An 18,710-nucleotide genomic window follows, 5' to 3' on the forward strand; every position below is an offset into this window, starting at 1 on the left:
GATCTTACTCCGGTGTGCCAGCGGCGGTGTAGGTGGTCTTCATGGTGGTGAAGAATTCGGCAGCGGCCTGCCCCTGTTCGCGCGGGCCATAGGAGCTGTCGCCGCGCCCGCCGAAGGGCACGTGATAATCCATGCCGCCGGTGGGCAGGTTGACGGTAACGACGCCGGTGCGGGCGTTTTGCTTGAAGTGCGAGGCGCGGGCCAGCGACCCGGTGATGATGCCCGAGCTGAGGCCGAAGCGCGTGTCGTTGACGGTGGCCAGCGCCTCGTCATAACTGCCGACCTTGATCACGTTGGTCAGCGGCGCGAAAAGTTCCTCGCGGCTGATGGCCATGTCGTTGGTGGCGTTCACGAAGATGCCCGGCGACATGTAGTAACCTTCGTGCGGCATGTTCAGGCGCTCGCCGCCACAGGCCAGTTCGGCGCCTTCGGCGCGGCCTTTTTCGACCCATTTGAGGTTTTCGACAAGCTGGCTTTCGCTGATCACCGGGCCCATTTGCGTGCCGTCCTCCAGCGCGTGACCCACTTTCATCGCCTTGGTGGCCGCGACCAGTTTTTCGACGAAGGCGTCATGGATGCCTTCATGCACGATCAGGCGCGAGGAGGCGGTGCATTTCTGGCCCGTGCCGCTGAAGGCGCCGTTGAGGGTCATGGCGACGGCGACGTCCAGATCACCATCGTCCATTACCGCCAGCGCGTTCTTGGAACCCATTTCCATTTGCAGCTTGGTCATGTTTTCCAAGCCAGCGGCGGCGATACCACGGCCCACGGGGACCGAGCCGGTGAAGGTCATCGCGTCGATCTTGGCACTTTCGGCCAGTGCCTGACCGATGCCGCCGCCCGAACCCATGACAAGGTTCACAAGGCCCTTGGGGATGTCTTGGCGCGAGATGATCTCGGCCAGCGCATGGGCCGAGCCGGGCACCAGGTTGGCCGGTTTCCAGACCACCGCGTTGCCATAGGCCAGTGCCGGGGCGATTTTCCACGCCGGAATGGCGGTGGGGAAGTTCCAGGGCGAGATGACGCCGACCACGCCGACGGGTTCGCGCTTGATATTCACTTCGACGCCGGGGCGTACGGATTGGGCGTTCTGGCCCAGTTGGCGCAGGATTTCGGCGGCGTAATAGGTGAAATGCTGACCCGAGCGGTAAACCTCGCCGCGGCCTTCGGCGCGCGGTTTACCCTCTTCCCGGCTGAGCAATTCGCCCAGTTCATCGGCCCGGGCCATCAATTCGTTGCCGATGGCCATAAGCACCGCTTGCTTACGCTCCAGCCCGTAGGCGGCCCATTCGGCCTGTGCCTGCTTGGCGGCGTCGAGGGCGGTTTCAAGTTGGTCTTGGCTGGCTTGGGTGTACATCCCCTCAAGGTCGCTGAGGTCGGAAGGATTGCGGTTTTCGATCTCGGATGGCCCGGCCACCCATTCCCCCGCGATATAGTTCAGTTTTGTCTCAGCCATGTCTCGTCCGTCCTGCGTAACCATTGGAAATCCATCTGACGCGGCAGGAAGCCACGGATGGCCGATTCAATCAAACGCAATTTGGTGAAGTATTTTTCAGCTGAGTTGAAGTTTGGGGTGTTGAGTGACGATGTCTTGAAAAGAAATCGGCCCGGACTCTTTTGAAGATTCCGGTTTCAGCCGTGGGTGACCGGGATATTGGCGTTCAGGATCGCGCGTGTCAGGGCCTGGGCCGCCGGGGTCAGCATATGCGAGGGTGGGGTGACCATCCAAACCTCGCGGCGGGCCGAGGTATCGACCAGGGGCAGGAATTTCAGATCGAGGAATTCGGGCAGGACCGCAAGCTCTGGCAGAAGGGTCACGCCCACGCCGCCGCGCACAAGGCTGAGGATCGAGGCGGTGTTCAGAACATTGAGCCGGGAGGCGGCCATGATCGGCGCGAAGCCTTCATCGGTGATGAAATCGCACAGGCCGTTGGCAATGAAATCCACGCCCTCAAGGTCTTTCCACGTCAGTTGCGCCCAATTCTGCGCCAGCGGGTGATCGACCGGGCAGACCACGCCGAAGCGGTCGGTAAAGATCAGGTGACGTTCGAACCCGGGCATGTGGCCGACGCTGGCCATGCCGATATCCGCACGTTCGGCGGTAAGTTCGCGTTGCACCGAGGCGGAATCGGTATCGCGCATGTCGATCCCCACGCCTGGATGAGCTTGCATGTAGCCCTGCAGGATCGGCGGCATGACGACCTGCGCCACCGATGGGGTTACTGCAAGCCGGACCTGCCCCATCTCGGCGCGTGATAGCCCTTCGATGGCGGCGACGGTACGTTCGAAATGCGACAGTTCGCGGTTGGTCTCGGTCAGGATAAGCTCCCCAAGGGGGGTGAGGCGCGATTTCCGGGTGCTTTCAAAAAGCGGTGCGCCGACGTGATCCTCGAACTGGCGCAGCATCATGGAGACCGCCGAAGAGGTGCGGCCCAGAACCTCGGCGGCATCGGCGAGAGAGCCGTGGTCGGCCACGGCGCGAAAACAACGCAGCATTTCGATTTTGATCGCCAAAGTTCAGATTCCCTTGAGTTTTGTGTTTGAACCTTTGTTTTGGCTTAAATCCGTGTTGAGCGCATCCCTGTCATGCGCTTTCGCACCAGAAAAGGGTGGAAAAGCGACGTTTCGGGCGGGGGACGGGGCAAGGCGTTTCGAAACGCCTTGGGCAAGCGGTTTCGAAACCGCTTTTTGCCCCGGCGCGCGCCGGGGGTGCGCAAGGGTTTTCGAAAGCCCTTGGCGGGCGGTCACGGTTTGGCGCGGCGCAGGGGAAGGGTGTTGCAGAAGACGACATAGTGCTGGTGGTTTTCCACCGCCTGAAAGCCGCGTCTTTCCACCTCGTGCAAAAAGGCGTGGCGGCCGACAAGGCGCTCGACATCGCGTATTTTGCGTTTCACCACGCCGCCCTTGCGGGCTTCGGTCGAGGTAAAGACCTGTTGCAGCCAGATATCGGGTGTGAGGTGTCGGGGCAGGGTTTTCATGGGCAGGAGCCTGCCCTGGGAGGGTTAAGGAAAGGTTATCCTCAGAGCACCCCGATATCGGCCAGTGCCGCCGACAGGTCGGCGGGCAGGTCGTCTTCTTCCTGCCGATGGGCGGGCAGGTCGGCGGGGGCATCCTCGGGCTTCAGGTAGCGCCAGCCCTGGAAGGGGCGTTTGGGGGCGGTGGAGGTGCGGATCACCTCGGGGTCCAGCACGAAGGCGCAGCGGCGGATGCCATCGCTGCCGATAACCTCGTCAAAGCGCAAAAGCCGTTGGCGGCATTGCACGAGGCCCTGCACCACCCAGTAGATCGAGCCGCCCTCAAGCAATTCGGCCTCGCGCTTGGGCCACATGCGGGTGATATGCCGGGGCAGGCCATCGGGCCCTTGCGCGCGGGCCGAGGATTGCCATTGGATCAGGCTGTCGACGCTTTCCGATCCGACGCTCAGTTTGATGAGGTGCAGTTTGGCCATGCGATTCCCCCGTGTCAGGGCATATAGGGTAGTGGAAATGTGGGTGGCTTCAAGCTATTGTAGTTGCCTGCCCAAGACAGGATTCGCCGAATGACCCGCTTTGCTGCCCCCATCGCCCAGTCTATTTGGGACATGAAATACCGCCTGAAAGAAGCTGACGGGACGCCGTTGGACGAAACGGTGGAGGATACCTGGCGCCGCATCGCGCGTGCCTTGGCCGAGGTGGAAAGCGACCCGGATCATTGGGAAGAGCGGTTTTATGCCGCTTTGGAGGATTTCAAGTACCTGCCCGCGGGCCGGATCACGGCGGGCGCGGGCACGGCGCGGAGCGTGACGCTGTTCAATTGTTTTGTCATGGGCACCATCCCCGACGACATGGGCGGCATTTTCGAGATGCTGAAAGAGGCCGCGCTGACCATGCAGCAGGGTGGCGGGATCGGCTATGATTTCAGCACCATCCGGCCCAAGGGGGCCGAGGTGAAAAGCGTGGCCGCCGATGCCAGCGGGCCTTTGTCCTTCATGGATGTCTGGGATGCCATGTGCCGCACCATCATGAGCGCGGGCTCGCGGCGCGGCGCGATGATGGCGACCATGCGCTGTGATCATCCCGATATCGAGGATTTCATCACCGCCAAGGCGGACTCTGCGCGGCTGCGGATGTTCAACCTGTCGGTGCTGGTCAGTGACGCCTTCATGGAGGCGGTGAAAGAAGACGCCTCTTGGGACCTGCGCTTTGGGGACAAGGTTTACAAGACCGTCGAGGCGCGTGATCTGTGGAACCAGATCATGCAGGCCACCTATGACTATGCCGAGCCGGGGGTGATTTTCATCGACCGGGTCAATGCCGCCAACAACCTGAGCTATTGCGAGACGATCAGCGCTACGAACCCCTGCGGCGAACAGCCCTTGCCGCCCTATGGGGCCTGCCTTCTGGGGTCGATCAACATGGCGCGGCTGGTGAAGGACCCCTTCGGCAAGGGGGCGGAGCTGGACGGGCCCGCGCTTGACGATCTGGTCGCCATGGCCGTGCGGATGATGGACAATGTCGTGGATGCCTCGAATTTCCCGTTGGAGGCGCAGGCGCGGGAGGCTGCGGCCAAGCGGCGGATCGGGCTGGGCGTGACCGGCTTGGCAGATGCCCTGCTTATGATGGGGCTGCGCTATGGCAGTGACGAGGCGGCGGCGCAAACCGAGGCCTGGTTGCATCAGATCGCGCGGGCGGCCTATCTGGCCAGTGTCGAATTGGCCAAAGAGAAGGGGCCTTTCCCCTTGTTCGATGCCGAGGCTTTCCTTGCCTCGGGGGCCATGCAGGGGATGGACGACGACGTGCGCGCCGCGATTGCCGAACACGGTATTCGCAACGCGCTTTTGACCTCTATCGCGCCCACCGGCACGATTAGCCTTTATGCCGGCAACGTCAGTTCCGGGATCGAGCCGGTCTTTGCCTATAGCTACACCCGCAAAGTCCTGCAAAAGGACGGCACCCGCACCGAGGAAGAGGTGGTGGATTACGCTGTCAGCATGTGGCGCGAACGCTTCGGCGATGCCGAATTGCCCGACTATTTCGTCAACGCCCAAACGCTGGCCCCGCAGGACCATGTGAAGATGCAGGCCGCGGCACAACGCTGGATCGACAGTTCGATTTCCAAGACGATCAACTGCCCGGCGGATATTTCCTTTGCCGCGTTCAAGGATGTCTACATGCAGGCCTATGAAACCGGCTGTAAGGGCTGCACCACCTACCGGCCCAATGATGTGACCGGCAGCGTCTTGAGCGTCTCGGAAAACGAAGACAAGGCCCCCGCTGAGGCCCCGGATCAAGTCCGGGGCACGATGCCGCCCGAGGGTGGCGAGATCGTTTACATGTCCGAGCCGCTGGACCGCCCAACCGAGTTGGAGGGCGCGACCTATAAGCTGAAGTGGCCCGACAGCAATCACGCGATCTATATCACGGTGAACGATATCGTGCTGAACGGCCACCGGCGGCCCTTCGAGGTTTTCATCAACTCCAAGAACATGGAGCATTTCGCCTGGACCGTGGCGCTGACGCGGATGATCTCGGCGGTGTTCCGGCGTGGTGGGGACGTGTCCTTCGTGGTCGAGGAGTTGAAAGCCGTGTTCGACCCACGTGGCGGGGCCTGGATGCAGGGGAAATACATCCCCTCGATCCTTGCCGCGATTGGCGGAATTCTGGAGCAGCACATGGTGTCCATAGGGTTTTTGGAAGGTGAGGGGCTTGGCCTCAAGGCCGACCCGACGCAGACGGTTGTGAACCTAGATGCACCCCGCGGCCCGGCCTGCCCGGCCTGTGGCGGTTATGACATGCGGATGGTCGAGGGCTGCATGACCTGCGCCAGCTGTGGGCATTCCAAATGTGGGTGAGGCCGTGGCGGGCAAGATGTCTGTAAAGGCCGCCGCCGCGCCGTGGTTGCTCGCAGCCCTAGCAAACGGCCAACGTAGGAATTCGGAGAAGCATAACTATCGAAATCGGTTGGCATGCCTTGTTCGAGCATGGAGCCTTGCTCAGGAAGTGAGACGTTGACGGACTAATGGATATCCGTCGCTATGCTCAACGACCTCGAAATCGGAAAAAAGCGCGCGAGTATCGCCAACGACCATATGATGGATTGCGGTGTTCACTCGGCGCATTTCGATATCACCGATAATCGCTCCGCGCAGCTTGAGAAAATGCCGAATCGAGCGCGCGTTCGCAGTGACAGCAATCTCATAAGCGGTTGCGGCCAACGCTCAAGGTTGTCGAGGCCATGCATGTCCTTCGGTGGATCAAAAATCTGACCGACCGTGAGATCTAGAGAGCGCGGTTGAATTCGACAGTCTGCACTGCGCAAATTAACCCCGTCAGCGTCAAGTTCCGAGACTTCCAGCAGTCCATCCTTGATCGCCTCACGAACCTCTGTATCGCCGAGAAGTTTGCCAGCCACTTAGGTTCTCCGTCCAATCATAGCCCATCCGATACAGGTTCCGACATCTGACAGGTGCGATCAACTAAGAAGTATTGCTGCCCACCTTGGTAGGGCCTTGGAATGTCAAGATACCGGTGATTGGCACAAGTCGCTACGGAGGTCCGCTTCGGGCCGTCATTGCCATGCCTCGCGACCAACGTCGGACTCATGCCGCGCCGCATCCGAGGTCTGGAGAGAGCCCACTTTGACGGGGAATGTGTTCGCAGCGGAGGCCGTAGGTCTTCACCTGCACCGCCAATGCTGTTCATTCTGCCAGCGCGCGCATCACTTCAATCAGGTCGGATTTGCCTTCAAAGCCGATACCGGGCAGTTCGGGCATGAGGATGTGCCCCTCCTCGACTTGCACGCCGTCCGGGAACCCACCGTAGGGTTGGAACAAATCCGGGTAGCTTTCGTTGCCGCCGAGACCGAGCCCTGCCGCGATGTTCAAAGACATCTGGTGGCCGCCGTGCGGGATGCAGCGCGACGGGGACCAGCCGAGCTGGTCGAGGACATCGAGCGTGCGCAGGTATTCGACAAGCCCGTATGACAGTGCACAGTCGAATTGCAGCCAGTCCCGGTCGGGGCGCATCCCGCCATGACGGATCAGGTTGCGTGCGTCCTGATGCGAGAACAGGTTTTCACCGGTCGCCATAGGCCCGGGGTAGAATTCGGCCATCGCGGCCTGAAGCTGATAGTCCAGCGGATCACCGATTTCCTCATACCAAAAGAGCGGGTATTGCCGCAGCATTTTGGCATAGGCGATCGCGGTCTCAAGATCGAAGCGACCGTTGGCATCGACGGCCAGTTGCGCCTCGGTTCCGATTTCTGTCAGGACCGCTTCGATCCGGCGCTGGTCTTCTTCGATGGACGCCCCCCCGATCTTCATCTTCACGACGTTGTAGCCGCGGTTGAGGTAGCTGCGCATCTCTTTGCGTAGCGCCGCGTGGTCCTTGCCCGGATAGTAGTAGCCACCGGCGGCGTAGACGAAGACGCGCGGATTCGCCTCGCACCCCTTGCGGTCGGCCAGCAGGCGGAATAGGGGCTTTTCCTCGATCTTGGCGATGGCGTCCCAGACGGCCATGTCGATGGTGCCGACCGCGACCGAGCGTTCGCCGTGCCCGCCGGGCTTTTCATTCTGCATCATGGCCGCCCAGATCCTGTGCCCGTCCAGGTTGCTGCCGTCATCGTTCAGGAGTGATGCGGGGTCGGCTTGGAGGATGCGGTCGCGAAAACGTTCGCGGATGAGACCGCCCTGTCCATAACGGCCATTGGAGTTGAAACCATACCCGACCACCCGGCGTCCGTCCCTGACGACGTCCGTCACGACGGCCACCAGGCTTGCCGTCATGTTGCTGAAGTCGATGTAGGCGTTGCGGATGGGCGACGCGATCGGCTTGGTCACCTCACGGATATCAACGATTTTCATGGCCATGTTCCTTGTTCATGCTTGCTGTCGCCTTTTCGCGTTCAATGCAGAGCTTGTCGGATCGCCTGTCGGGGATGCCCGTACGGATTGGGCCAGTCGTGATTTCTGGCAGGAAGGGCTGGAGATCGGAGGCCTGATTTCACGGCAGGGGGACGTGTAGAACATAGCGAAAAAGAGCGAAGAACGCGATCATGACCGCCATGCCACTGCCAGCATAGAGCACCGCAGTTATCGGGGTCCACCTGTCATGCATCGCCGCGATGAGCCCGCCAGCAAAGGAGATCACGCCGCTGGCGAGAAAACCGATGTGCGGTATGGCGAGGCATCCCGCGAACATGGCAACGATCAGCAGGACCCGACGCCACCACGTGCCGGTTCCGAAGCCGCCGCTCTCTTGTGGGTGAAGAAAGCGCGTGATCAGCGACACCCCGGCCGTCAGGATCATCAGGATCGCGACGGTACGCGGGAACACTTGGCTGTCGCGGTCGGAGTAGCCCGTCGTGTCGTAGAGCGCGATGATCCCCATGATTACGAAAAGCGCGGAAATCACCAGCGATCCGATGTGGCCGTCCGGGTGGCGTTGCTGGTTTGGCATCAGGTCTGCTCCCGTGCTTTCTTGCGGCGCCGTCTGGCCGTGTAGAGTGGCAGGAAGAGGGTGATCAGCGTGAACGCGATGATCCCCTGCGAGATGGGGCGCCCGAAAAACATGCCGAATAGGTTGCCCGTGGCCGAGCCGATGGTCCAGCCCTGCACGAAACCCTGTTCTGCAATGGGGCCAAGGATCAGGCCCAGCACGATGGGCGAGGCCGCGAAACCGAAGCGCGCCACGATCCAGCCGAAGACGCCGAGGCCCAGCATCAGGATCACGTCGGTCACGCTGTTGCGGATCGAGAAGGTGCCGATGATGGTCATGAAGCCCACCGTTGGCACGAGAACGGCCTTGGGGATGTTCACGATCGACTTGTAGGCGTAGCGCCCGATCAGCAGGCCCGCGGGCAGCATCAGAACGGTGGCGATCAAAAGGCCGTAGATGAAGGTAAAGACGATCGAGCCGCTTTGACTGAACATCGTGGGGCCGGTGCGCACGCCCTGCACCAGCAGGGCACCAAGCACGATGGCATCGGGCGGCGTGCCGGGAATGCCCAGCACCAGCGTCGGGATGAAGCCGCCGCCCACGGTGGCGTTGTTGGCCGATTCCGTGGCGAGGATGCCGTCGGGTTCGCCCTCGCCGAATTTCTGATCGGGTTTGCCGGTGCGCTTGACTTCGGAATAGGCGACGAGCCCGGCGACCGAGCCGCCCGCGCCGGGCAGGATGCCGATCAGGGTGCCGATGACGGATGATCGGATCAGGTTGAACTTGGAGCGCGTGGCGATGCGGAACGCCTCGCCGATGCGGACTGAACGCACGTCCTCTTCCATCTTGAGGTGGCGGTCGGGCGTCGCGACGAGGTCAATCAGCACCGGGATACAGTAAAGGCCGATCAGTGCGCCGATCACGCCGAAGCCGCCGACCAGCATCTGGCTGCCGAAGGTCAGCCGGATATCGGCCGAAACTTCGGCCACGCCGACGGTGGAAAGCAGCATCCCGAAGGCGCCGCCCGCCAGTCCCTTCATCAAGTTGCTGGTGGAAAGCGATGCGATCAGCGAGAGTCCGAAGATCGACAACCAGAAATACTCGATCGGTCCGAAGGCCAGCGCCACCTTCGACAGGGGCGGCGCCAGCAGCAGGAGCGAGAACGCCCCCACCAACCCGCCGACGACCGAGCCAAAGCAGGCGAGGGCAACGGCAAGGTCGCCATCGCCGCGTTTCGCCATCGGGTAGCCATCAAAGGTGGTGGCGATGGCCGAGGGCGTGCCGGGCGTGTTCAGCAGGATCGCCGCGTAGGCCCCGCCATAGATTGCCCCGGTATAGATCGCGCCCAGCAGGATCAGCGCCGAAGCGGGGTCCATGCTGAACGTGATCGGCACCAGCACGGCCAGCGCCATTGTTGCGGTAAGGCCCGGGATCGAGCCGATGATCGTGCCCGCCACGACACCGAACAACGCCAGAAGAAGGTTGAACGGTGTCAGGGCGGACAGGAAGTGACCGAATTCCATGAGGTGGGCCTTTGCGCGGGGTCAGTTTATTCGATTAGGCCCGCTTCGCGCGCGTCGCTGAGATATTCCTCGCTGCGCGCGGCCATGAAATCGTCCATGCCATCAGCTTCGACATCCAGCATCGCAAAGCCGTTATCAAGCATCTGCTGACGGAACTCGGGGTCGTTGTTGATCTCGGCGATCATGTCCGACCACATCTGGGTGACTTCGTCGCTGGCGGAATTGGGCAGGGCGATCCCGCGATAAGCGCCGCCCACCATGTCATAGCCCAGCTCCTTGAAGGTGGGCACGTCCGGGAAAAGCGGGTGGCGTTCTTCCATCGCAACGGCCAACATCCGCACTTCTTCGCCTTGGGTGGCGGCGACGGTGGAATAGCCCCATTCCGCCTTGACCTGGTTGCCCAGAAGCGCGGTCACGGCGGCGCCGGTGCCTTTAAAGGGAACATAGGTGGTCTGAACGTCGGCCAACTTGTCGAACTTGATATGCGCAAGGTGGTTGGCTGTTGCCTTGCCCGAACCCGACATGGTGACCTGCGCCGGGTTCGCCTTGGCGTCCTCGATCAGGTCTCCGAGCGTTTCATAGGGGCTGTCTGCGCGCACGATGATCGCGTCCGGCGTGAAGTGGAACATGTGGAAGACATTCAGGTCTTCAGTCTTGAATCCCACATCCTTTTGCGCGGGCTTGATGATAATATGAGGCAGGTTGACACCCATGATGGTCTGCCCGTCATTTGTCAGCCCGTTGAGCGTGGCCCATGCCACCGCACCGCCGCCGCCAGGCTGGTACGAAATTACCATGTCCTGACCGAACTTGTCCTTGAAGAACGGCTGCTGAAAGCGTGCGGAAATGTCGGATTCCCCGCCGGGTCCGAACGGGATGATATAATTGACGGGGCCGTTGAGTTCGGCCGCGCTGGCACCGGTTGCCAGCGATGCCGTCACGGCCAGCGCCGCGCTCATCTTCAGAAATGTTCTTTTCAGCATGTATTCCTCCCAAAGCTGTTGTGTCGGCAGCTTTCGCTGCCGTGATTACGCGTTGGCCTCCTTCAACGCGTTCATGAACCGGTCGCGGATCACGACCGGGTCAGTCTTGATGACGGAAACAGGGATGTTCCCGCTTTCGCATTTACACACGATCACGGTCATCCTGTCACCTTCCAGTGCGTCTTTCATGACGGAGGCGCAGTCTTCGGCCTGACACTCGATGACGTTTTCGCACCCGCAGGCCTCGGCCACCTTGGCCAGCGAGGTCTTCATGCCGGCATAGGTCGGTTGGTCGCCGGTCGAGCCGTAGCTGCCATTGTCGATGATCAGCAGGATGAAATTGTCGGCCACGTTGTTGGCGATGGTGGGCAGCGTGCCGAAATTGGTCAGGACCGAGCCGTCGCCGTCGATCGAGATCACCTTTTTCGACTGTGCCAGTGCCACGCCGAGCCCGATCGACGAGGCGAGGCCCATAGTCCCCAGCATGTAGAAGTTGGTAGGCTGGTCATCCAGCATGTGCAATTCTTGGCTGGGCAGGCCGATGTTGGAGATGACGAAATGGTCCGAGATCACCGGGACCAGCGTGCGCAGGACATCAGATCGAATCATGTCAGTACCCTTTCCAGAAGGTGGCATCCGTCAGTATCGCGACCGGTTTGTTGCACATGAAGGTGTATTCCAGGATCTTGTCCAACTCGTCGGCGTCGGATTCATGGTGGAAGTGATAGGTCGGGATGTGAAGCTGATTCAGCAGCGCCTTGGTATGCACGGCCATCTCCACCTGGCAGGCCACGGGTTCGCCCAGCTCTCCGCGATATGAGATCAGCATGGGCAGGGGCATGCGGTAGAATTGCGTCAGCGTCACCAGTGTGTTGACCGTCACACCAAGTGCGGTGTTCTGCATGATGATCGCGGACCGCTTGCCGCCCATGAACGCCCCGGCACAGATGCCGATACCTTCGTCTTCCTTGTTCGCGGGGATGTGGTGGATGTCTTCGCACTGGTCGATTTCGGTTATGACCCCGGCAAGCTGTTTGCACGGGACCGTCGTGACCAGTTTGACGTCGTTCTTGACCAGATCCGCAACGATCTTTGAGTCTATGCTCACGCGCAGGTCTCCTCCTCGATGAGTTCTTATGTTGCGATCTTGCGGCAAAAGAGACGCTTTAACAAACCAACATTCTTTTCCTATTCGTAAATCTTTGCTTTAGTGCGTCATGTATTTGGCCCTGTTGTGAAAGCTGCTCAGAATGTCGATCTCGCTGTTCAAAACCCTTATCGCTGTCGCCGAGGAAGGCAGTTTCAATGCTGCAGCGGATCGTGTCTGCGTGACTCATGCGGCGGTGGGCCAGCAGATGAAGCGGCTGGAAGAGACGCTGGGCGTCGCCTTGTTCGACCGCTCGCAGAAGTCCCCACGCCTGAACCAGCTGGGGCGCGCCATGGTGCCCAAGGCGAAGGAGGTCGTCGCCGCTTACGAGACGATCCTTGATGACCTGACCGGCGATCCGCGCCTGATCGGGGATATCGTTTTGGGGGCGGTGCCGTCGACGCTGCGCGGACTTGTGCCCAAGGCGATGAAGGGGCTGATTGGGCAATATCCGGACCTACGCATCCGGGTGGTGCCGGGGTTGAGCCCGACCTTGCAGGAGATGGTCGAGACCGGCACCGTCGACGCCGCGCTGGTCAGCGAGCCGAACCGGACGCCGGCCACGATGACCTGGACGCCCTTTGCGGTGGAAAAGCTGGTGCTGCTGACCTCGGTGGAGGTGACCGAAACCGACCCCGAGCGCATCCTGTCTGCGAAACCCTTCATCCGGCACAGCGCGTTGTCGGCCCAGGACTGGCTGGCGCGACGCAAGCTGAAGGTGCGCGACATGATGGAGATGAGCTCGCTTGACACGATCGCGAGCATGGTGGCGCATGATCTGGGCGTGTCGATCGGGCCGGATTTCTGCGTGCCGGACCCGATCTTCGGCAGCCTGCGCAAACTTTCATTGGGGCCTACGGCGCCATCGCGGACGCTGGGTATCCTGAGCCGCTCGGATTGCTCGAAATATCGGCTGGTCGAGCGGTTCCTGGATGAACTGATCGAGACGGTCACGGCGCATGGCGGGCGCACGGTTTCTAAAGAGATCGCTTAGATAATCGTAAATTATCTTGCCTTGCTAAAGGATGCTTTTGCCACAGAATGAGTCAGAACGAGGATTCAGACGACAGGAGCACCGGGCAGTTGGTGGCTTTCAAGACCGCGGAAGAAAGAACTTTGAACGATATCAGGGCGATTGTCGGGGAGGCCGGCTGCAAGTCCGGTCAGGATGCCGCGCGATACTATGAAGACCCGCGCGGCAGCTTCACCGGCAAGGACTGTGTCGTTGTCCTGCCCGAGACGACCGGCCAGGTGTCGCAGATCGTGCGGCTGTGCAACGAGGCCGGCATCGCGATTATCCCCTATGGCGGGGGCACCGGCGTGGTCGCCGGGCAGCTTTCTCTGGACAGCGACGCGGCCATCATCCTTTCGCTGGAGCGAATGAACCGAGTGCGCAGCGTGTCGCCAGACGATTTCGTGATGGTGGCCGAGGCTGGCTGTGTGCTGGAAAATATCCACGCCGAGGCCGAGCGGCACGACCTGATGTTCCCGCTCAGCATGGCGTCGAAGGGCAGTTGCACCATCGGCGGAAATCTGGCCACCAACGCGGGCGGTATACAGGTGCTGCGCCACGGCAATGCCCGCGACCTTTGCGTGGGGATCGAGGCGGTGATGCCGTCGGGCGATGTGCTGGAGGAACTGAGCCCCCTGCGCAAGAACAACACAGGTTATGACCTGCGGCATCTGCTGATCGGCAGTGAAGGCACCCTTGGGATCATCACCGCCGCCAGCCTGACGTTGAAGCCGCTTGATCCAGAGGCCGTGACAGCCTTTTGCGCCATCACGTCGCCGGCTGATGCCTTGCGGACCCTGCGCGCGCTGCGCGCGGCCATCGGCAACCGTATAAACGGGATGGAATTGATGAGCGGCTTTGGCGTGGACCTTGTTTGCGAGCATTTCCCGACGCTGAGAAAACCCTTTGCCGACGATCATCATTGGTACTTGCTGATCGATGCCGCGGGGAGCCTAGGCGTGCGTGACGAAACCGAAGCGGCGCTGGCGGACTGTATCGAGAAGGGGGGCGTGATCGACGTGGTGATGGCTGAATCTGAAGCTCAGCGCAGCGCACTCTGGTCGCTGCGTGAACATACGCCCGACGCCAACCGCAAGACCGGCGCGTTCTGCAGTAGCGATACCTCGGTGCCTATCGGTCAGATCGACGCGTTTGTGTCGCGAACGCATTCGGCGATCACCGGCGTTCACGAGGGGTTGCGGACGAACAGCTATGGTCACATCGGTGACGGGAACATTCACCATAACGTCTTTCCGCCAGAGGGCATCTCCAAGGCCGACTTCCTGCAAGCCCACCCCGGCATCGCCAATCGTGTACGGAGGGCGATCAACGAAGCGACCTTGGCACTGGATGGATCAATCAGTGCGGAGCACGGGATCGGCCGCCTGAAACGGAAAGACCTGCAGAGACATGCAAGTTCCAGCAAGATGACCGTGCTGCGCCAGATCAAGCAGGCCATCGACCCCAACAACATCATGAACCCCGGCGCGCTGATCGATTAGAGCGGCCGGGGCGCTGAGTCTCCAGCCCCGGCAAGAGGCTGATAGGAGTTCAGAAGACCTTCCATAGTCAGCTTTCGGCTGATTTTGTTGCGAAATGGCTGTGAAAGTGGCCGGAACGTGTTTCGTGATGAACGGGATGGTCTGGTACACACCCGGCGGGCCGTGGTGCTTTCCGACAGCAGCGCGCATTCGCGCCGATGGACACAATGTGACGGCAAGAACGCTTGTCACAACGGACTCATCTTCGTGATCGCCCACAAGGAGAAGAACGAGGGGGGGGCATGTCCATTCTGATCCCCCCGCACAGGCAAAAAACACCTGTTTGGTAAGATGTCCTTTCTCGCCTCGCTTCCGCGGCGTACGCCGTTTGCGTCGGGCGTGGTTTGGAAACGCATAGCCGACTACAGGGCACCACGGGACCTGTTGCGATTATGCGGGCTTTATGCGGCGGACAGCCGGCGGATCGACCCGGTCATCAGGAATTATCTTGCGACGGGGCGTGAAGAGACATCTTTGAATCTCAAAGGCGGTTCGCTTTCAAGCTGAGGCATCGGCGAAAAGCAGACGCGCGCAAGGGCAGGGTGCTGCATTGTATTAAGCGAGGCTCTGTGCTTCGGGGGCTCGGCGACACGCTTTATCGCCGCAGGTCGTTGATTGCGTCGCGCAAAAGGTCAATGCCGCTTTCGATAAGATCAAGGTTGATCGAAGACACGCCAAGCCGAAAGAACTTTTCGCCGGTTGCAGTGTCGGAAAAGCACGGCGCCAGTGGTTCCACGATGACCCCTTTTTCAAGCGCGGCCTCGGTAATGGCCTTGGCATTCAGCCTTGGATCGTCGTTGGCCAGAACGAAATTCGTTCCGCCGTATTCCCCTGATTGCAGGAAATCGGGCAGCCGGTCGCGAAGTATCGTGTCGGCCAGACGCCAGCGTTGCTCGTAATCCTGTCGGAGCCTGCGAAGTAACCCGTCATAGCACCCCTGCCGGATGAAAGCGGCCGCGGTCTGTTGGAGGATCATCGGTGGATGGCGCAGCATCATGCCCCGGCAATCGCGCGCCGCCTCGATGTATTCCTCTGGGGCGGTCAAATAGCCCAGCCGCAAGCCCGGCGAAAGCCCCTTGGACAGGCTGCCAAGGTAAATCAGCCGCCCGGTATTATCCAGACTGTGCAGCGGCAACGGGGTGGAGTGCCGGTAGTCCACGTCACATTCGTAGTCGTCCTCGACGATATAGAAATCATAGGCCTCGGCGGCTTGCAGAAGCGTTTGCCGACGGCGTTCGGACATGGTGACCGTTGTCGGCACCTGACGATTGGGAGTCACGAAAACCAGATCGACGTCGCGCAGGCGTTCGTCGACGATCATGCCCTCGTCATCCACCGGCTGAAATTTCAAAGCCCCGAAATTCGACCGCAGGATCTTGCGTGCATCCGGGTATCCGGGGTCTTCCATCGCGGCGATGCGATCACGCCCTCCGAACAACAGGCTTGTGATGAACAGCCCGTTCTGGGTTCCCAGCGTGATCAGAATTGAACTGCCGGGTTCGAAGATGCCCCGGCGGGGAAGAATACGTTGGCTGACCTGTTCGATCAGTTCCTCGCTATCGCCGTAAAAGCCGTCGGCCGACCAGATCTTGAGGTCTTTGCGGCTCATGGCCAGTCGGGTGCATTCGCGCCATTCGGTGACCGGGAAGCTGTCTTCGTTGATCTGGTTGCAGACGAAGGGGTAATCATAGGCGTGCCAGTTGTGCGGGCGGGTGATGGTTTCGATGTCATCGGCGCGCCGCAGCTTGTTGATCTTATCGCCGATAGGCGCGCGCCGGCTGGCTTTCTTCCGGCCCTGCCTGGCATTGTCGAGGCGCATGCCGTGGTCGGAAGACACGAAATAGCCCGACCGGGGGCGGGCCTTGATCAATTGTTCCTCTTCCAGCTTGCGATAGGCCGAGACCACCGTGTTGATCGACACATCAAGTTCGCGGGCCAGTTTCCGGCATGATGCAAGCTTCATCCCATTGGGCATAAGGCCTTGGAAAATCAGGCGTGAAATCTGCGAAACGATCTGGTCGCGCAGCCCGTTGGACAGTGTTTTGTCGATGGTGAGCCGCTGCATCATTCGAAAGCTCGTGGGGGTTGGGGCCTGCCCAGTTTGGACGGGTCCGTGAAATATGTCAGTACGTCAATTGATCGAAGCATGGGCTTGGATGCAAGGCAAGCCGTGGGGCGCGGTTTTCCCTGATTGGATCGACAAGCGGCGCCGGGGAGGTTAACGGCGCCGCTTTGGTGGCTGGTGGTCAGGCGTCCTTGCCACTTGTGAAATTGAACTCGGCGCCGGTGCGGATGCCCGACGGCCAGCGCATGGTCATGGTTTTCAGCCGCGTATAGAACCTGACACCTTCCATGCCATGGATGTGATGATCGCCAAAAAGCGACCGCTTCCAGCCGCCAAAGGAATGATAGGCCACAGGCACCGGAATGGGGACATTCACCCCGACCATGCCGATATGCGCCCGCGCCCAGAAATTGCGCGCCGCGTCGCCGTCACGGGTGAAGATCGCCGTTCCGTTGCCGTATTCGTGATCGTTGATCATCTGTACGGCGGTATCATAGTCGGCGGCCCGCACGACCGACAGGACCGGGCCGAATATCTCTTCCTTGTAGATCGACATGTCGGTTGTCACGTTGTCGAACAGGCAACCGCCGATGAAATACCCGTTTTCGTACCCCTGAAGCGTGGTATCGCGGCCGTCAACGACCAGATTTGCCCCCTGATCCAGACCATCGGCGATCAGGTTGTGAATCTTGTCGTAGCTCTGTTTCGAAATGACCGGCCCCAGTTCGGACTCGGGGTCGGTGTAAGGTGCAATTTTCAGCGCGCGAATGCGCGGCTCAAGCGCCGCAACAAGCCTGTCGGCGGTTTCCTCGCCGACCGGAACGGCCACCGAGATCGCCATGCAGCGTTCCCCGGCCGAGCCATAGGCCGATCCGATCAGGGCGTCGGTTACCTGTTCCATATCCGCGTCGGGCATGATGACCATGTGGTTTTTCGCGCCACACAGGGCCTGCACGCGTTTCCCGTTGTCGGTGCCGCGCGTATAGATGTAATGGCCGATCGGTGTCGAGCCCACGAAACTGACCGCCTCGACCTTGGGATTGTCGAGCAGGGCGTCCACGGCCTCCTTGTCGCCGTTGACGACGTTGAACACGCCTTCGGGCAGCCCGGCCTGTGTCAGCAATTCGGCAATTCGCATGACGACGCTGGGGTCCTTTTCCGAGGGCTTAAGCACGAAGGTATTGCCGCAGGCGATGGCGACCGGGTACATCCACAGAGGCACCATGGCCGGGAAATTGAACGGGGTAATCCCCGCCACCACGCCCACCGGTTGGCGCACGCTGAAACTATCGACGTTCTGGGCGACGGCTTCGGAATATTCCCCCTTGAGAAGCTGCGGAATACCGCAGGCGAATTCGACAACTTCGATGCCGCGCGCGATTTCACCTTTTGCATCGGGGAGGGTCTTGCCGTGTTCGGCCGACAGCAGGTTGGCCAGTTCGTCGATGTGTTTCTTTAGTAGGTCGCGGAATTCGAACATCACCGCTGCGCGCTTTGCCGGAGGGGTCGCAGCCCAATCCGCAAGGGCATCGGCGGCGGTGTCCACCACGGTATCGACGTCCGATTTGCTGGCAAGCGCGACCTGTCCGGTTACGGCGCCCGTGGCGGGATTGCGAATGTCTGCAGTTCGGTCAGAGGTTCCGACCCAAGGTTTATTCGACATGAAGTGACCGATCTGGCCCATTTGGTGTTCTCCCTATATTGGTGTTTCGCAGTCCCGGGCCGACGCCTTGGGCAAGCGAAACATGTTGGTTTTCGCTTTGTGTCCTGACCATTGGTAAGCCGATACGAAAAGGCGCGACAGGTACAGTTGAGAACGTCAAAGGGGACAGTTGGGCGATGTGGATTTGCCGGGCGGGGCATGCCCGGTCTGTGGCGAAACGGCAGTATGGCAAGGCGTCCTAGGGCGTAGATCGTGGCGTAACCGACAGGAAATCCAACCACAGGGGCGCGGCTTGAACCTATGTATCCTGTTGCGATTCATGAGGTTTCTCAACGTTGGCCGGAGGGGAGGGCCTGGCGGTA

The 18,710-nt window shown here is 60.7% G+C and carries 16 protein-coding genes; 3 read left to right on the plus strand and 13 right to left on the minus strand.

Annotation, left to right across the window (positions count from 1 at the left end; translation table 11 throughout):
• Positions 1–4: 4 nt before the first annotated feature.
• The 4 genes from RBB32_RS11935 to RBB32_RS11950 form a co-directional block, all read right to left on the minus strand.
• Entirely contained in the window at positions 5–1,456 is a 1,452-nt protein-coding gene (locus RBB32_RS11935) for an aldehyde dehydrogenase family protein (RefSeq protein ID WP_306152938.1), read from the minus strand.
• Positions 1,457–1,632: 176 nt separating this feature from the next.
• Positions 1,633–2,496, minus strand: a complete 864-nt coding sequence (locus RBB32_RS11940; RefSeq protein WP_306152939.1) for a LysR family transcriptional regulator — start codon at positions 2,494–2,496, stop codon at positions 1,633–1,635.
• A gap of 248 nt (positions 2,497–2,744) precedes the next feature.
• A complete protein-coding gene (locus RBB32_RS11945) occupies positions 2,745–2,978 on the minus strand; it encodes an N-(5'-phosphoribosyl)anthranilate isomerase (RefSeq protein WP_306152940.1) in 234 nt (77 codons plus the stop codon).
• Between the two features lie 41 nt (positions 2,979–3,019).
• Positions 3,020–3,448, minus strand: coding sequence for a DUF1489 family protein (locus RBB32_RS11950; RefSeq protein ID WP_306152941.1), 429 nt, complete (start codon positions 3,446–3,448; stop codon positions 3,020–3,022).
• Between the two features lie 90 nt (positions 3,449–3,538).
• Here RBB32_RS11950 and RBB32_RS11955 point away from each other — a divergent pair, with 90 nt between their 5' ends.
• Positions 3,539–5,830 (plus strand): adenosylcobalamin-dependent ribonucleoside-diphosphate reductase, encoded by a 2,292-nt coding sequence (locus RBB32_RS11955; protein WP_306152942.1) that lies wholly within the window; start codon positions 3,539–3,541, stop codon positions 5,828–5,830.
• 254 nt (positions 5,831–6,084) lie between these two features.
• On the opposite strand, the gene RBB32_RS11960 is transcribed toward RBB32_RS11955, so the two are convergent.
• The 7 genes from RBB32_RS11960 to comD form a co-directional block, all read right to left on the minus strand.
• Positions 6,085–6,390 (minus strand): hypothetical protein, encoded by a 306-nt coding sequence (locus RBB32_RS11960; protein WP_306152943.1) that lies wholly within the window; start codon positions 6,388–6,390, stop codon positions 6,085–6,087.
• Between the two features lie 286 nt (positions 6,391–6,676).
• Positions 6,677–7,840, minus strand: a complete 1,164-nt coding sequence (locus RBB32_RS11965) for a mandelate racemase/muconate lactonizing enzyme family protein (RefSeq protein ID WP_306152944.1) — start codon at positions 7,838–7,840, stop codon at positions 6,677–6,679.
• 139 nt (positions 7,841–7,979) lie between these two features.
• Entirely contained in the window at positions 7,980–8,435 is a 456-nt protein-coding gene (locus RBB32_RS11970; RefSeq protein ID WP_306152945.1) for a tripartite tricarboxylate transporter TctB family protein, read from the minus strand.
• A complete protein-coding gene (locus RBB32_RS11975) occupies positions 8,435–9,937 on the minus strand; it encodes a tripartite tricarboxylate transporter permease (RefSeq protein WP_306152946.1) in 1,503 nt (500 codons plus the stop codon). Before RBB32_RS11975 ends, RBB32_RS11970 begins: the two co-directional genes overlap by 1 nt.
• Before the next feature lie 26 nt (positions 9,938–9,963).
• Positions 9,964–10,920 carry a tripartite tricarboxylate transporter substrate binding protein gene (locus RBB32_RS11980; RefSeq protein WP_306152947.1) on the minus strand — a complete coding sequence of 319 codons (957 nt, stop codon included), beginning with the start codon at positions 10,918–10,920 and terminating at the stop codon, positions 9,964–9,966.
• Positions 10,921–10,965: 45 nt separating this feature from the next.
• Positions 10,966–11,529, minus strand: coding sequence for a sulfopyruvate decarboxylase subunit beta (comE, locus tag RBB32_RS11985; RefSeq protein ID WP_306152948.1), 564 nt, complete (start codon positions 11,527–11,529; stop codon positions 10,966–10,968).
• 1 nt (position 11,530) lies between these two features.
• Positions 11,531–12,028 carry a sulfopyruvate decarboxylase subunit alpha gene (gene comD / locus RBB32_RS11990; protein ID WP_306152949.1) on the minus strand — a complete coding sequence of 166 codons (498 nt, stop codon included), beginning with the start codon at positions 12,026–12,028 and terminating at the stop codon, positions 11,531–11,533.
• A 142-nt stretch (positions 12,029–12,170) separates the two neighbouring features.
• Here comD and RBB32_RS11995 point away from each other — a divergent pair, with 142 nt between their 5' ends.
• Together RBB32_RS11995 and RBB32_RS12000 are read left to right on the plus strand one after the other, a co-directional pair.
• On the plus strand, positions 12,171–13,061 hold the full coding sequence (locus RBB32_RS11995) for a LysR family transcriptional regulator (protein ID WP_306152950.1): 891 nt from the start codon (positions 12,171–12,173) through the stop codon (positions 13,059–13,061).
• A 47-nt stretch (positions 13,062–13,108) separates the two neighbouring features.
• Positions 13,109–14,581 (plus strand): FAD-binding oxidoreductase, encoded by a 1,473-nt coding sequence (locus RBB32_RS12000; protein ID WP_306152951.1) that lies wholly within the window; start codon positions 13,109–13,111, stop codon positions 14,579–14,581.
• Between the two features lie 634 nt (positions 14,582–15,215).
• On the opposite strand, the gene RBB32_RS12005 is transcribed toward RBB32_RS12000, so the two are convergent.
• Positions 15,216–16,685 (minus strand): PLP-dependent aminotransferase family protein, encoded by a 1,470-nt coding sequence (locus RBB32_RS12005; protein ID WP_306152952.1) that lies wholly within the window; start codon positions 16,683–16,685, stop codon positions 15,216–15,218.
• A 181-nt stretch (positions 16,686–16,866) separates the two neighbouring features.
• Positions 16,867–18,369, minus strand: a complete 1,503-nt coding sequence (locus RBB32_RS12010) for a CoA-acylating methylmalonate-semialdehyde dehydrogenase (protein WP_371931050.1) — start codon at positions 18,367–18,369, stop codon at positions 16,867–16,869.
• Between the last annotated feature and the right edge of the window lie 341 nt (positions 18,370–18,710).

This window comes from Roseovarius sp. MMSF_3281, assembly GCF_030733685.1.
In the GTDB taxonomy this organism is placed as follows: Bacteria; Pseudomonadota; Alphaproteobacteria; order Rhodobacterales; family Rhodobacteraceae; genus Roseovarius.

What these genes read in the sequence shown, in the direction of transcription:
- RBB32_RS11935 (WP_306152938.1), bottom strand. Translation starts at nt 1,456, where the DNA reads ATGGCTGAGACAAAACTGAACTATATCGCGGGGGAATGGGTGGCCGGG.
- RBB32_RS11940 (WP_306152939.1), bottom strand. Translation starts at nt 2,496, where the DNA reads ATGCTGCGTTGTTTTCGCGCCGTGGCCGACCACGGCTCTCTCGCCGAT.
- RBB32_RS11945 (WP_306152940.1), bottom strand. Translation starts at nt 2,978, where the DNA reads ATGAAAACCCTGCCCCGACACCTCACACCCGATATCTGGCTGCAACAG.
- RBB32_RS11950 (WP_306152941.1), bottom strand. Translation starts at nt 3,448, where the DNA reads ATGGCCAAACTGCACCTCATCAAACTGAGCGTCGGATCGGAAAGCGTC.
- RBB32_RS11955 (WP_306152942.1), top strand. Translation starts at nt 3,539, where the DNA reads ATGACCCGCTTTGCTGCCCCCATCGCCCAGTCTATTTGGGACATGAAA.
- RBB32_RS11965 (WP_306152944.1), bottom strand. Translation starts at nt 7,840, where the DNA reads ATGAAAATCGTTGATATCCGTGAGGTGACCAAGCCGATCGCGTCGCCC.
- RBB32_RS11970 (WP_306152945.1), bottom strand. Translation starts at nt 8,435, where the DNA reads ATGCCAAACCAGCAACGCCACCCGGACGGCCACATCGGATCGCTGGTG.
- RBB32_RS11975 (WP_306152946.1), bottom strand. Translation starts at nt 9,937, where the DNA reads ATGGAATTCGGTCACTTCCTGTCCGCCCTGACACCGTTCAACCTTCTT.
- RBB32_RS11980 (WP_306152947.1), bottom strand. Translation starts at nt 10,920, where the DNA reads ATGCTGAAAAGAACATTTCTGAAGATGAGCGCGGCGCTGGCCGTGACG.
- comE (WP_306152948.1), bottom strand. Translation starts at nt 11,529, where the DNA reads ATGATTCGATCTGATGTCCTGCGCACGCTGGTCCCGGTGATCTCGGAC.
- RBB32_RS11995 (WP_306152950.1), top strand. Translation starts at nt 12,171, where the DNA reads ATGTCGATCTCGCTGTTCAAAACCCTTATCGCTGTCGCCGAGGAAGGC.
- RBB32_RS12000 (WP_306152951.1), top strand. Translation starts at nt 13,109, where the DNA reads ATGAGTCAGAACGAGGATTCAGACGACAGGAGCACCGGGCAGTTGGTG.
- RBB32_RS12005 (WP_306152952.1), bottom strand. Translation starts at nt 16,685, where the DNA reads ATGCAGCGGCTCACCATCGACAAAACACTGTCCAACGGGCTGCGCGAC.
- RBB32_RS12010 (WP_371931050.1), bottom strand. Translation starts at nt 18,369, where the DNA reads ATGGGCCAGATCGGTCACTTCATGTCGAATAAACCTTGGGTCGGAACC.